Origin of the sequence: Streptomyces avidinii, assembly GCF_045161815.1 — a bacterium.
Lineage (GTDB): Bacteria > Actinomycetota > Actinomycetes > Streptomycetales > Streptomycetaceae > Streptomyces > Streptomyces avidinii.
Genome location: NZ_CP108863.1, coordinates 3500708 through 3514024, shown reverse-complemented (window position 1 = coordinate 3514024; position 13317 = coordinate 3500708). Strand labels below are relative to the sequence as shown.

Below are 13317 nucleotides of genomic sequence, written 5' to 3'. Positions count from 1 at the left end.
GGCGCACCCCGGCCGGGTGTCTCCGTGCCGGTCACAAGGAGTGCAGGTACTCCCGCACCTCGCGGGGCCGGTTGGTGATCAGGGTGTCCACGCCGAGCCGCAGGCACAGCTCCACGTCCTCGGGCTCGTCGACCGTCCACACCCGCACCCGCAGCCCCTTGGCCCGCAGCCGGGCCACCAGCCCCGGATCCTTGCGCACCAGGTCGATGCCCGGCCCCGCGTGCCCCGCGAACGGCGGCCGGGCGGGCCGCAGCCGCCGCTCGATCAGGTAGACGGCGGGCAACCCGGGCGCGAGCCGGTTCAACCTGGTCAGGGCGTTGCGCGAGAAGCTCATCACCTCGACCAGGCCGGCCGAGCCGTCGGCCAGCCCGTGGTCCTTCAGGACCCGTACGAGTTCGGCCTCCAGACGGCCGCCGGCGCGGGTGGGGTGCTTGGTCTCGACGGCCAGCCCGACGGGCCGGTCGGCGGCCAGCGCCTCCTTGAGCAGGTCCTCGAAGAGCAGCACCGGCGCCCCGCGGTGCTCCGCGCCCTTCCAGCCGCCGAAGTCGAGCGCGGACAGCTCCTCGTAGGTCATCGCGGACACCACCCCGCGCCCGTCCGAGGTCCGCTCCACCCGCCGGTCGTGCACGCAGACCAGCTTCCGGTCGGCGGTGAGCCGCACATCGCATTCGAGCGCGTCGGCCCCGTCGGCGATGGCCTGCCGGTAGGCGGCGAGGGTGTGCTCGGGGTGCTCGTGGGAGGCCCCGCGATGGGCGATGACGCGCACGTCGCGGGCGGTGAGGGGCTGCATCTGCGTCATGCCCCAGACGTTATCGGGATGCGTGGGACGCCCCGGTACCGCATCCTGCCCGGATGGCCGAACAGCAGATGTACGCGGTCCTGCACTGCGAGCCGTGCGAGGAGTGCGTCCAGGAGGACTGGCAGTTCATCGAGGACGGCGAGCTGCGCTGGAGGGGGTACGAACACTGTCCGCGGTACGAGGTCTACGCCTGCGACGACGGCCGGGGCGTACCGCCGCCGCGGGTGCGGGAGCGCATCGTGGCCGCGGAGGGCACCGTCCACCTGCCGGTCGGCGGGCCCGACGGGGTGCCCATCGCGCTGCTGCGCCGGGTGTACGGGCTGACCATCGCCGAGGTCGTCGCCGCGCGGAGGACGGGGTACCGGGCCACCCCCGTCGAGGCCCGGTACCTGCTGTCTCCGACGCCGTGACTACGACTTCGGTTGCGGGGCCAGCGGGGCCGGCGTGACCTTGTAGCCGCCCTTGGTGACCTCCGTGAAGGGGGCCGGGGCCATGCAGGTGCCCACCGTGCCCTCGGCGACGGTGCCGTCCGGCTTCACGTCGACGTTGACGACGGCCCAGGAGAACCCGACGCGGTCCGGCTCGCCGTGCTGGCCGTCCTGGACGCTGATGCCGATCCGCTTGCCGTCCCAGCCGACGTTCGAGGTCTTGACCACGGCGGTGAGGCTGGCGGTCCTGCCGCCCGTGACCAGGCAGTCCACCTCCGCCTCGGCGGTGGCGGTGAAGCCGGACTCCGTGAAGTAGTGGGAGATGGTCACCCGGCCCCGGGCGTCCGTCGGCAGGCCCTTCTCGGCCCCCGGGAACGGCCTGGTCCACGGGGTCGACACGGCGTCGACCGTGAAGCGGATGTCGTCCTTGGCGGAGTAGGGGAAGAAGATCGTGCCGCCCCCGTGCACGGAGGCGGGCTTCGGCGCGGCCTGCGCAGCCGGGGTGGCGGGGGCGGCCGGAGCGGGGGCCGCCGCGATGAGGGTGGCCGCGAGCGCGGCGGCGGTTCCGGCGAGGATGAGGGCGCTCCTACGGTTCTTCATGGCGAACTCCCGTGTTCCAAAGGCTGTTTGGTTACGGGAAAAGCCTCGCCGGGAGCCCGCCGTCCTGCCATCTGCCGATGGGCGGACATGCGCGAGGGCTCCTCCCCCGTTCGGGGGAGGAGCCCTCGGTCACGCGCGCTACAGACCCGGTCCGCGGACCGGGGTGTGGGTGAACGTCGGCTCAGGGGCCGGGTTCTGGAAGAAGTCGTTCGGCTTGTTCTGGTCACAGGAACTCCCGTAACCTCCGGCCATGATCAAGCATCCAAGGGTCCTGGGGAACGTCCGTCTGTCCATCCTGAAGGACGACACCACCAGCCCCGAGAAGCAGCGTCATGCCGTGGAGCACTGGGCTGCCGGTCCGGCCGTCGGCGGCCGGATAGTGGGCTGGGCGGAGGACCTGGACGTGTCCGGGGCGATGCATCCGTTCAAGCGTCCCGGCCTGGGTCCCTGGTTCGCGGAGCGGGCGGACGAGTGGGATGTCTTGGCTGTCTGGAAGCTCGACCGACTCTCCCGCCGTGCTGGCCATTTCGCCGAGATCGTTGATTGGTGCCGTGAGCACGGTAAGGCGATCGTCTCGGTCAGCGAGAGCATCGACATGAGCACCCCCATGGGGAAGATGTTCGCTCAGATCATCGCGGCGTTCGCCGAGGGTGAGCTGGACACCATCCGCGCCCGCGCGCTCTCGGGCTCTCAAGCCCGTAAGGCCAAGGGTGTTTGGATCGGTGGTGTGGAGCCGTTCGGATACCACTTCGAGCGGCAGGAAGGTGGCGGGAAGAAGCTCGTTCAGGACCCCACCTACGCGGAACTGTTCCGCGAGATTGTGGAGCGCCTGAAGGGTGACTGGTCTTCCTACAAGATTGCGGTTGATCTGAATAAGCGCGGTGTCCCTACGTGGAGGGATCATCTGCGCATCGCGAAGGGCGAAGAGCCAAGGGCTGTCGCCTGGACGGCAAACGCTATTCGCGCCATAGTGATGAATCCTACGGTGGCCGGTATTTACACACACAAGGGCGAGAACGTCGTAGATGAAAACGGCGAGAACGTCCGCATTACCGATGACGCCCTAATGGAGTTTGCGGAGTGGTCCGACTTTGTCGCCGCGCTCAAGAGCGACCGCCAGGTGAGGCGCGCTACGCCTTCGCGGTCGATGCTCGGTGGTGTGGCTATCTGTCAGAGTTGTGGTGCGCGAATGTCTTCCAATAAAAAGGTGAAGCCGAATGGTACCGTGCACCACTACTACGGCTGCAACAACGTGAATACCGGTACGTGTTCTGCCCCTAGCCGTATCCGCAGGGATGACCTCGACACGGCTGTTGGATCGTTTGTGAAACTCACCCTTGGGTCGCTGCCTGTCATGGAGCGTGCCGGAAATTCCATCAGTGAGGCCAAGACTGAACTTTCCGAGGCCGAGGCCACCTTGGATCGCCTCGAATCTGATTACCTCGCCGGACGCCTCAAGACCGATGTTCAGATTGAGCGGTACTGGGGGCAGCATGAATTCCAGTCGAAGAAGGTCGAGCGACTGAGGGAAGAAATTAAAGCGGCCGAGAATGTCCCGGCGTGGAAGGAAACGGGGCGCACCTACTCTGAGGAGTGGGTCACCAAGGATGACGAGCAGAAGCGCGTCTTCCTGCAACGGCACGCGATTACGGTGACCGTAGGAAGCGCGGAGGACGGTTCCCGACGCGTGCTCGTCCGCGTACCTGAGGTGGCCGAGATCGCCGATGAAACGGGCCTCCACGTCCCTGAGGGATACGAATGGACCTCTCCGGAGGCCGAGTTCATTCTTCCAGCCCGGAGGGCGTACACGCGGAAGTAGCTAGATAGATCCATCGCAGCTCCACTGATCCCCGTTGCATCTAGACGCGACGGGGGTCTCTTCATGCCCTCGCCGTTTAAACGGCTCCATTCATTGCGTTCGAGCGCTGTCCTTGAAACCGCCACCCCTTCGGGGGTACAACTCCATCACCGCCCGAACCAGGAGAGGACACGTCGGTACCCGTATGGCTAATCGCTCCGATGCCGCTAAGGCACGACACGGCATATGGGTCTTTACCCTGGCCACGGCCGATGCTCCCGGGCCCGACGCTCTCAGAACTCACAGGCTCACGCGCAAAGATGCGTGGCCCAACTTCACGCGCTTCCTCATAGCCCTCGGTACCCGCTGGGGAACCTGGGGCGAGGACATACGGCCTTCCCTCGACCGAATCCAAGAGGCAACCGGTATCGACAGGTCGAAGGCCAGCCGATGGCTGCACACAGCTGTGGACCTCGGCTATCTCTCCGTGGCCCGTCACGGGTCCCGAGGAGTCGCCACTACCTATCGGATCAACATCCCGGGCGAAAAGGCGGAGAAAGCCCCTCACGGCCTTTCTGGCACCCCTGGGGCACCCAGGCCGGCTGAGGTAGCCGAAAGGCGCCCTGCGGGCATTCCAGGGCCGCCTAGCGAGCACTCGTCGAATGAGGCTCGCACGCTCGGTTGGGATGACCTGAGTTTCGAAGCCCGGGCGGTGTTCCTGTCACCCCCGGCCGAGCGGCAGCAGCAATGGAAGCCGGAGTACGGCTGCTACGACGCGGCCGTTAAGGCGGCCGTGGCCCATAACCCGTATCTCCCTGTGTAGCCCCCCCTGTCTCACAGGGGGTGCCCTATGAGATAGAGGAGTAGTGCCGCTGTGTCATAGCGGCGGTGCTGCTGTCTCACAGCTACGCCTTCGCTGCTTCACACTCCCGGGCTTTCTGAGATGTAACTAGTAACTAAGAACTACAGACCCCTTTGGGGTCTGTTAGCTCCTCGCAAGCTCGCAGCTATCCCCTGGCCGTTCGAAGAATCAGGGCAGCCAGGCTCCCTGACGGGGCCTGACTCGGCCAAGGCTGAAAGCTCGAAGCCTGCGAGAGCAGAGCGAAGATCTTAGTAAGAGACTCCCTTCGGCCAGGAGCCTCAGGAGCCTTCAATGGCCAAGGCCAGCGAACGACTCCCGAAAAGGAGGCGGAGTTGAAAAGGGTGCCCCCCCTTGGCGGGGGAGCCCAGGCCGGCCGAGGAATGGCCTACGCGGCCCGCAGAGGCCGCAAGGAATCGACTTGCAATCAATTCCTCTCTATCGGTCTCCAGGCTCCTCTAGCGTCCGTGTAAGGCCGCACGGGTGTCTTCATCACCCGGGGGCGCCTCTCAAACTCTGAGGCTGACCACTTCTGCACCCGCCTCCTTCCCTCCGTGTGAGCGTGCGGGGGTTCGCCTGGGTTCGTGGGAACGCGTGACGATTCCTGACGCTGCGTATCGGATCTCAGTAATGCGTGACGAAACCCGCTCGCCAACGGGCCTATTACCTATGCAGGAACCCGAGGGGGAACCTGCCACATACTCCCGCACGCCGTGATGGTGTTCGGGGCCGAGGGAATGGTCACTCCTTCATTGCTGGTGCCGGAGCGAGTCTGGCGCGGCTTGCTGCCGAGGGGCAGGTCATTCCGGCGGGTCAGATGGTTTGGGGTGAAGTCAAGTTCACCGCAAAGAAGATCGGCGAGATTCAGTGGGCCAGCACTGAGGTGCTGGAGGATTCCGCGCTGGATCTTCGGCGGATCATCGCTGACAATCTTCTGCGTGACGCTTCGCTGAAGTTTGATGCCGACGCCTTCACCGGCTCGGGCGCCAACCCGATCAAGGGCGTGGTTTCTCAGGGAATCACGACGGCCCTGGGGGCTGGAAAGGTCACGGTGACTTACGATGACCTGGCGGACGCGGTGGCCCGCATCGAGGCCACTAACGGGCGCCCTTCGGTCGTTTGGGCCTCTACCGATATGGCTGCGGCGCTCCGCAAGGAGAAGGCGACTGGGTCGGGTATCTATCAGGGTGGTCAGCCGACTGATTCCCCGGCTACCACTGCATGGGGTCTTCCCATCCTGGTGAGTAGCTTCCTTGCGGCCAAGACCGTTGTAGTTGCTGACGCTTCTCGAATCGTTGTCGGTGTCCGTCGAAATGCTCAGGTGAGGGTCAGCGAGGATGCTCGATTCGACTCGGATCAGGTCGGCTTCAAGCTGACGATGCGCATGGCTGGCGTTTCCCTCGCCGAACCTGCTTCCGTGCAGGTGGTGAAGGCGGCAGTCAGTTAATAGCAGCCGTTCAGACGAAAGAACCCCCCCCAGTGCCTTCTGGGGGTTCTTTTGTGTTTACCATCCGCTATGCAGAGTAGTGAACCAATAAGGGGCTGTTCGGGGAGTCGAGCCACGCCCGTCCGCCGTTGCTGTCTGCCGTCAGGCCGAACCGATCGAAGCCGGGTCGCCCGTGCTCTTCCCACCAGCGGTAAGCGGCTTCTGTCTCCTCCCACAGCCTGCGGGGGCCAGACTGGACGACCGCGTACTCCTGCCGCTCCGGCTCATAGTCGGCCGAGGCCCACGACTTCCTGTCGGTGCTGTACGTCCACAGCGTGTAGGCGCCACCGTCGTACCGCTCTACCGTCCAGAACGCCCCGGGCATGCGGAGCCCGATCACGAACTGTTCCAACCATCCGCCGACCTCGGCGGGGGAGAGCGCCGTCGTGCTCCTGTCGCCGTCTGCGGGCCATTCCTGGCCCTTGAGGTACACGTCATGCGGGGGCTTGTTCTGTCGCTGCTGTCGCAGGCGCATGAAGGCGCTGGAGCGGGTGAAGTGGCCGCTCGCCGTGCCGTCGCCGTTCACGGTCAGGCGGGCGATGGCTTCGCCGCCGTACTCCGTCCCCCAGGGGGCGACGACGACCCCGCCGGTAACGGTCTGCTCGACCCATGCGGAGGGAACCTCACCGATTGAGCACGTCGCAATGACGCGGTCGTACGGCGCACTTCCCGCGTAACCCAGCCGGCCGTCTCCCACGATCACCAGGGGGGACAGACCAGCGGCCCGAAGGTTTCTGCCCGCACCCTTGGCTACCTCGGGGTCGAACTCGATGGAGACCACGTTCCCGGGCCCTAACCGGTGCGAGAGGAGACCTGCATTCCAGCCCGTACCCGTACCGATCTCAAGGACCCGATGCCCGTCCCTGACGTCGAGATCGGCCAGCATCGAGAACACCATGTGTGGTTGGGAACTGGAGCTGCTCGGGGTCGTGCCGAGGCCGTCACCCGCATGGTTACCGTCGTCCCACTGCGTCGTGAGAGGGATGTCGGAGAACACCGCGCGGAACCAAGCATCGGGGTCCGCGGTGCGGTCCACCAAAGGGTTCTGTCGGGTGCCGTCAGGGATGCCCGGCCAAATGCGGTCGGGCACGAACAGGTCTCGGGGGACTGCCTTGTATGTCGGCAGCCAATCGGAATGCAGAGCGCCCGACTGGACGAGCGCGGAGGCGAGCCCCTGGGGGCCCGCCTCGTCTGTGCGCGCGGTCATCCGACCTACTTCTTCGCGGGGCCGGAGCCGTCGGAGGAGTTGCCGCCGCTACCGGTGTCGGTGCCGCCGCCTCCGTGTCCGCGCCCGCTGCTGCCGTCGTCCTGCTGACTGCCGCCCTGGCCGCTGCCCGTACCGCCGCCGTGCTTTCCGCTCACTGGTTCCTCCTTGGTAGTCGGCTTGATGAACGTGCTACCCGCCCCGTGAGGAGCGGGGGTCTGCGCTGGACTGTGCGCCGTCAGGCGCGTGCTCCTCGGGCGACTATCAGCGCCATGGTGAGGGTCCACGCGACCGCCCCGAGGGTGACCAGGACGGCACGAAAGCGTGAGGGCTGCGCACCGCCGTCTTTCACTCGTCCACCCGCAGGACGAGTGCCACGTCCGTGAACTTCCGGGTGAATGCGTCGTGCCCGGTCAGTCCGGTGTGGGCCATGCACTGACGGTCGACGTCGGCCACATCGGAACTCTCGGACGACTGCCAGCAGCATTCACGCTGTTGGCAGGGCGCAGCCACGTTCACTTGGCCTTCGGGGTGTCTGATGATCCGGTGCTGCGCGTACCGGAGAACGCGTCTCACCGGCGGGCCCCCTCGGGCAAGCAGCTGGTGTGCCAGTAGGCAACGGCGGGATTCCCGTCCGACCGCCCGAGCATCCCCCGTCGGGCAGGCCGATCGAGCCGGATGGGCTTCTTGCATGCGGGGCACGTCTCACGCTTCTCCGTGTAGGTCACGTACTCCCACGCCTGTTCCGCCGTCTGCCCGGTGCCCGCCATGGCGTCCTCCCGATCGCTCCCGAAGTCGATGGAACGAACCTAGGGAGCCGATGGCATGAGACTCCACAAACTTGCATGACCTTGCACGCCAATTCGCATGGCTGATAGCGCTACTGACGCCGTATCGGCTGTTCAGAGAGGCTCATGCAAGCCCGAGCAAGCACCTATACCAGGGAGCCAGCCATGGCCGTACAGTTCGTCGGCATCGACCCGAACACGGACCGGGACCACTGCCCCACCGTGTGGGCGGACGCGGAAGCTCAGGAGATCTTGTTGCAGGGATGGAAGCCGAGCGTCAAGACTCAGGCGGAGTGTGAGGCGAGCAGTCCGGCGAACGGGCCGGTCCCCGACAACGAAGCCATCGTGAGGATTCCGGCCCGGATGATCCCGGTGATCAGGGAGGCGTGTGATGCCGTCGAGCGTGCCCAGCTTCGCTGAGCTGCTTGGCCAGTGCGAGCGATCCGCTGTCCATCTGGAGCTGCGCGACTCCTACGCCCCGACTGATCGGTTCGAGGCGTGGAAGCGCGGTGAGCGGATCAACTGGGAGGACCGCGAGTCCTGGTGGCATCCCTACGATCAGTTGATCAAGGACACTGTGGCCCGGGGCGTATCTGTCCGCCGGGCCCGGGTGGTCTCCGAGCCGGTATCGGATTACATCCGCTGGGAGCACTACGTCACCCACGCCAACGTCACGGCGGGCGAGGCAGTCCGGTGGCTGCCACGCCGCCGGGCAACGAGCATCCCCCTGCCGGGAAATGACTTCTGGCTGTTCGACGGCGCTCTCCTCCGTGTGCACCACTTCTCCGGCGACGGAGCAGTGGTCGAGGACGAGATCATGTCCGACCCGGAGACCGTAAAGCTGTGCTCCGCTGCCTTCGAAGCAGTCTGGGAGCGAGCGGTTCCACACCACCAGTACGAGATCTGACGAAAGCCAGTTCCATGCCCCCACACCCGTTCTCAAGCGTGCAGAAGGCCCGCGAAGACCTCGCCGGCCGTCTGCGCGAGATCCGAAGGGATGCGGGCATCAGCGGGCGGGAGCTGGCCGTCAGGTGCGGCTGGTCGGAGTCGAAGTCGTCCCGGATCGAGAACGCCAAGACACCACCTTCGGATGCAGACATCGGGGCGTGGTGCCGAGCCTGCTCCGCCGACTGCCAGATCCCCGACCTGATAGCGGCAAACAGACAATCAGCCGATGCGCACGTTCAGTGGAGACGACTTCAGCGGAGCGGTCTCCGCCGCCTGCAAGAGTCCACGGGGGACCTGTATCAGCAGACCAAGGTGTTCCGGGTCTACGTCTCGGACGTGATCCCCGGATTCCTCCAGACACCTGGATACGCCAGTGCTCTGCTGTCGTCCATCGCAGGCTTCCGGGGGACCCCGGACGATGTGAGTGACGCCGTGGCGGCCCGCATACGACGAAACGCGGTGCTGAGCAGCGGTGCCCGACGGTTCTGCTTCGTGCTGGAGGAAGCCGTACTGCGGTACCGGATGTGCAGTCCGGAAACCATGGCAGCCCAACTTGGTCACCTGCTCGGGGTGATGGATCTCCAGAACGTCGCCGTGGGCGTCATCCCGTTCTCGGCGCAACGGACCGTATGGCCCATGCCAACCTTCACGATCTTCGATGACGCCAGGGTGCACGCGGACACGCTGGACGCCGCTTCCACGCTCACTCAGCCGAGTCAGGTCGAGCTGTACGCCCGGGCCTTCGACCGGCTCTCACAAGGGGCTGTGCGGGGCGCTGCGGCACGTTCCCTCGCAGCGGGTGCGTTGGCATCCCTGGACTGAGCGCGGTCGCATCCAGCCGGGCGCGAGACCACTGATAAAGCAGAGAGCCCCCGGCGGATGCCAGGGGCTCTCGACAGGTGCTGCTACCGGGCTCAGCCGAGGCCGGGACCGCGCACCGGGATGCTGGTGAACGTCGGCTGCTCGGGTTCACGCGAAGTGAAGAAGTCGTTGCCCTTGTCGTCGACCACGATGAAGGCCGGGAAGTCCTCGACCTCGATCTTCCAGACCGCCTCCATGCCGAGCTCCTCGTACTCCAGGACCTCGACCTTCTTGATGCAGTCCTGGGCGAGGCGCGCCGCCGGGCCGCCGATCGAGCCCAGGTAGAAGCCGCCGTGCGCACCGCACGCGTCCGTCACCTGCTGGGATCGGTTGCCCTTGGCCAGCATGACCTTGGAGCCGCCCGCCGCCTGGAACTGCTCGACGTAGGAGTCCATACGGCCGGCCGTGGTCGGGCCGAAGGAGCCCGAGGCGTAGCCCTCGGGGGTCTTCGCCGGGCCGGCGTAGTAGACCGGGTGGTCCTTCAGGTACTGCGGCATCTCCGCGCCCGAGTCCAGCAGCTCCTTGATCTTGGCGTGCGCGATGTCGCGCGCCACGACCAGCGGGCCGGTCAGCGACAGCCGGGTCTTCACCGGGTGCTCGGTGAGCGTCGCCAGGATGTCGTCCATCGGCTGGTTCAGGTCGATGGAGACGACGTCCTCGGCCTCGTTCAGGTGCTCGTCCGTGGTGTCCGGCAGGAAGCGCGCCGGGTCCGTCTCCAGCTGCTCCAGGAAGACGCCCTCGGCGGTGATCTTCGCGGTCGCCTGGCGGTCCGCCGAGCAGGACACGGCGATCGCGACCGGGAGCGACGCACCGTGGCGGGGCAGGCGCACGACGCGGACGTCGTGGCAGAAGTACTTGCCGCCGAACTGCGCGCCGATGCCGATCTTCTGCGTCAGCTCGAAGACCTGCTGCTCCAGGGCCTCGTCGCGGAAGCCGTGGCCCAGCGGGGAGCCCTCGCGGGGCAGCTCGTCCAGGTAGTGCGCCGAGGCGTACTTGGCGGTCTTCAGCGCATGCTCGGCGGAGGTGCCGCCGACCACGATCGCCAGGTGGTAGGGCGGGCAGGCCGCCGTACCGAGGGAGCGGATCTTCTCCTCCAGGAACTTCATCATGGAGGCCTCGTTGAGGACCGCCTTGGTCTCCTGGTAGAGGAACGACTTGTTGGCCGAGCCACCGCCCTTGGCCATGAAGAGGAACTTGTACGCGCCGCCGTCGGTCGCGTACAGCTCGATCTGCGCGGGCAGGTTCGAACCGGTGTTCTTCTCCTCCCACATGGTGATCGGAGCCATCTGCGAGTAGCGCAGGTTCAGCCGCGTGTAGGCGTCGTAGATGCCGCGCGACAGCGCCGCCTCGTCCCCGCCCTCGGTGAGCACGTTCTGGCCGCGCTTGCCCATGACGATCGCCGTGCCCGTGTCCTGGCACATCGGCAGGACGCCGGCCGCCGCGATGTTCGCGTTCTTCAGCAGGTCCAGGGCCACGAACTTGTCGTTCGAGGAGGCCTCGGGGTCGTCGATGATCCGGCGCAGCTGCGCGAGGTGCGCGGGGCGCAGGAAGTGCTGGATGTCGTGGATGGCCTCTTCGGCGAGCTTGCGCAGCGCCTCGGGCTCGACCTTGAGGAACGTACGGCCGTCGGCCTTGAAGGTCGAGACGCCCTCCGAGGTCACCAGCCGGTACGGGGTGGTGTCCTCGCCCAGGGGCAGCAGGTCGGTGTACGCAAACTCTGGCATGACGGCAGTCATTCCTCACTCGGCAGACGGCGCTGGCGACCAATTGGCAGCGCGGTTAACCAGCGTAGGACCTCCCGCCGGAGGTGTGTCTGTGAGGTAAGGCTCACTCGGCAGTATCGCGATCTATCGTGTCTGGCTATGCTGGGCGCCGTGGACCTGGAAAAGCACCCTGCCGCCGCCCCCGTACCCGCGCCCGCCGAGCTGCGCGCCTCCGACGCAGACCGGGACCGGATCGCACAGATCCTCGGCGACGCCCTCGCCGAAGGCCGGCTGACGGCCGAGGAGCATTCCGACCGCCTGGACACGCTGTACGCGGTGAAGACCGTCGGCGAGCTGGAACTGCTCGTACGGGATCTGCCCGCGCCCGGCGGCGTCCATGCCTCGCCCGCGTACGCGTCGCCCGCCACCGGTCCCGCCGAGACCATAGTGGCCGTGTGCAGCAGCTCCGCCCGCAAGGGCCGCTGGCGGCCGGGACCGCACACCCGCGCCGTCTCGGTCATGGGCGACATCAACATCGACCTGACCGAGGCGGTCTTCGAGCAGCAGGTCACCGAGATCAACGTGACCTGCGTGCTCGGCAACGTCGAGGTCCTGGTCCCGGAGAACGTCACCCTGCGCGGCTACGGCAGCGGCGTCCTCGGCAACTTCGAGGTGCGCGGCGAGGGCCGCGGTGAGACCGATCCGCAGGCCCCGGTGGTGATCGTCCGGGGCTTCGCCCTGCTCGGCAACATCGAGGCGCGGCCCAAGGTGGGCGCCCGCCTGGTGGATCTGGCCCGCAAGCTGCGCAAGCGCCTGGAGGGCTGAAACCGGCCGGGACGGGCCGGGCCGCGACGGGCCGGGACCGGCTGAACCCGGGGGCCGACACGCCGGTGGATCCGGCGAGAACCGGCCGCGTATCCGCACGGCACGACCTGGTGCTGTGACCGGAAAGGTCCACCGGGTCGCGACGCCCGGCACGGCAAACCTTTCCGGTCGCGGCACCAGGCCGTCTCTTCCGGATCTTGCCGGGCCCGCGACGCCCGGCACCGCACCCGGCTGCGTTGTCGGGGTGCCCGAGTACGTCCAGTACAAGGGCGCACCTCCGCCTTGCCGGGCACGGCACCGGACGCCGCGGACTCGGCCGACAAGATCCGAAAGAGACGGAGACGGCCTAGGGTCCGCGTCATGACCATGACCCAGTGGGAACTGCTCGACGAGGCGTACGCGACGCTGCGCGAGGCCGTCGAGGGGGTGCCGGCCGACGGCTGGGACCGCCCGACCCCGTGCGCGCAGTGGAACGTCACCCAGGTCCTCCAGCACGCCGCGGGCGACCAGCTCGCGTACGCCGCCCGGCTGACCGGCGGTTCCGGGCCCGCCGAGGATCCCTTCGCGCCCTCCGGCGCCCTGGCCGGCCCCCCTGCGGGCCTGCTGGACCCGGCGCTCGCGGCCGCGGCCGAGGCCTTCTCGGCGGTGGCCCCCGGCGATCCGGACGTGGCCGTGCCGCTGCCGCCCTTCGCCGTACCGGCCGGGACGGCCGTCGGAGCCGCCGCCCTCGACGCCGCTGTGCACGCCTGGGACATCGCCGTCGCCACGGGCCGGCCGCCCGGCCTGACCGACGCTCTGGCCACCGCCCTGCGCCCGGCCGCCGACGTCCTCGTCGAGCCCCTGCGCGGCTTCGCCTACGGACCGGTGTTCCCCCTCGCGCCCGGCGCGGACCACGGCGCCGCAGCGGAGCTGCTGGCCTTCCTCGGACGGGATCCCGGGTGGGCCGCGCCCGTGGCATGACGGCCCGCCCGGCGGGGGTCTCGTTTCGGACGAACCGCCACCGCCCCGTGGCACGGGG

Annotated in this window: 13 protein-coding genes; 8 read left to right on the top strand and 5 right to left on the bottom strand. The window is 67.4% G+C overall.

Translation table 11 applies throughout. From position 1 onward, the window contains the following. Nucleotides 1-31: 31 nt before the first annotated feature. Nucleotides 32-799 (bottom strand): glycerophosphodiester phosphodiesterase, encoded by a 768-nt coding sequence (locus tag OG373_RS15270; RefSeq protein ID WP_405438843.1) that lies wholly within the window; start codon nt 797-799, stop codon nt 32-34. 53 nt (nt 800-852) lie between these two features. Here OG373_RS15270 and OG373_RS15265 point away from each other — a divergent pair, with 53 nt between their 5' ends. Further along, the gene (locus OG373_RS15265; protein ID WP_405438841.1) at nt 853-1209 is read left to right on the top strand and encodes a hypothetical protein; all 357 of its coding nucleotides are present in this window, start codon (nt 853-855) and stop codon (nt 1207-1209) included. On the opposite strand, the gene OG373_RS15260 is transcribed toward OG373_RS15265, so the two are convergent. After that, the gene (locus OG373_RS15260; protein ID WP_405438840.1) at nt 1210-1827 is read right to left on the bottom strand and encodes a hypothetical protein; all 618 of its coding nucleotides are present in this window, start codon (nt 1825-1827) and stop codon (nt 1210-1212) included. A gap of 250 nt (nt 1828-2077) precedes the next feature. Here OG373_RS15260 and OG373_RS15255 point away from each other — a divergent pair, with 250 nt between their 5' ends. Both OG373_RS15255 and OG373_RS15250 read left to right on the top strand, forming a co-directional pair. Beyond that, nucleotides 2078-3646 (top strand): recombinase family protein, encoded by a 1569-nt coding sequence (locus OG373_RS15255; RefSeq protein ID WP_405438838.1) that lies wholly within the window; start codon nt 2078-2080, stop codon nt 3644-3646. A gap of 1472 nt (nt 3647-5118) precedes the next feature. Continuing rightward, nucleotides 5119-5931, top strand: a complete 813-nt coding sequence (locus tag OG373_RS15250) for a phage major capsid protein (RefSeq protein WP_405438836.1) — start codon at nt 5119-5121, stop codon at nt 5929-5931. 67 nt (nt 5932-5998) lie between these two features. Here OG373_RS15250 and OG373_RS15245 read toward each other — a convergent pair whose 3' ends face one another. Both OG373_RS15245 and OG373_RS15240 read right to left on the bottom strand, forming a co-directional pair. After that, complete coding sequence (locus OG373_RS15245; protein ID WP_405438835.1) at nt 5999-7177, bottom strand: protein-L-isoaspartate(D-aspartate) O-methyltransferase; 1179 nt, start codon at nt 7175-7177, stop codon at nt 5999-6001. A 5-nt stretch (nt 7178-7182) separates the two neighbouring features. Then, a complete protein-coding gene (locus OG373_RS15240) occupies nt 7183-7332 on the bottom strand; it encodes a hypothetical protein (RefSeq protein ID WP_266996804.1) in 150 nt (49 codons plus the stop codon). A gap of 795 nt (nt 7333-8127) precedes the next feature. Here OG373_RS15240 and OG373_RS15235 point away from each other — a divergent pair. The 3 genes from OG373_RS15235 to OG373_RS15225 are packed head-to-tail and all read left to right on the top strand — an operon-like array spanning nt 8128 to nt 9732. Next, complete coding sequence (locus tag OG373_RS15235; RefSeq protein WP_405438833.1) at nt 8128-8382, top strand: hypothetical protein; 255 nt, start codon at nt 8128-8130, stop codon at nt 8380-8382. Further along, entirely contained in the window at nt 8354-8869 is a 516-nt protein-coding gene (locus tag OG373_RS15230) for a DUF6879 family protein (protein ID WP_405438832.1), read from the top strand. The genes OG373_RS15235 and OG373_RS15230 overlap by 29 nt, the downstream gene beginning before the upstream one ends. Before the next feature lie 14 nt (nt 8870-8883). After that, on the top strand, nt 8884-9732 hold the full coding sequence (locus OG373_RS15225; RefSeq protein ID WP_405438830.1) for a helix-turn-helix domain-containing protein: 849 nt from the start codon (nt 8884-8886) through the stop codon (nt 9730-9732). 92 nt (nt 9733-9824) lie between these two features. On the opposite strand, the gene OG373_RS15220 is transcribed toward OG373_RS15225, so the two are convergent. Beyond that, on the bottom strand, nt 9825-11495 hold the full coding sequence (locus OG373_RS15220; protein ID WP_405438828.1) for a fumarate hydratase: 1671 nt from the start codon (nt 11493-11495) through the stop codon (nt 9825-9827). A 150-nt stretch (nt 11496-11645) separates the two neighbouring features. Between OG373_RS15220 and OG373_RS15215 the strand changes: the two genes are divergently transcribed. Beyond that, nucleotides 11646-12299, top strand: coding sequence for a DUF1707 domain-containing protein (locus tag OG373_RS15215; protein WP_405438826.1), 654 nt, complete (start codon nt 11646-11648; stop codon nt 12297-12299). A 360-nt stretch (nt 12300-12659) separates the two neighbouring features. Then, nucleotides 12660-13259 carry a TIGR03086 family metal-binding protein gene (locus OG373_RS15210; protein ID WP_405438824.1) on the top strand — a complete coding sequence of 200 codons (600 nt, stop codon included), beginning with the start codon at nt 12660-12662 and terminating at the stop codon, nt 13257-13259. Nucleotides 13260-13317: the final 58 nt, after the last annotated feature.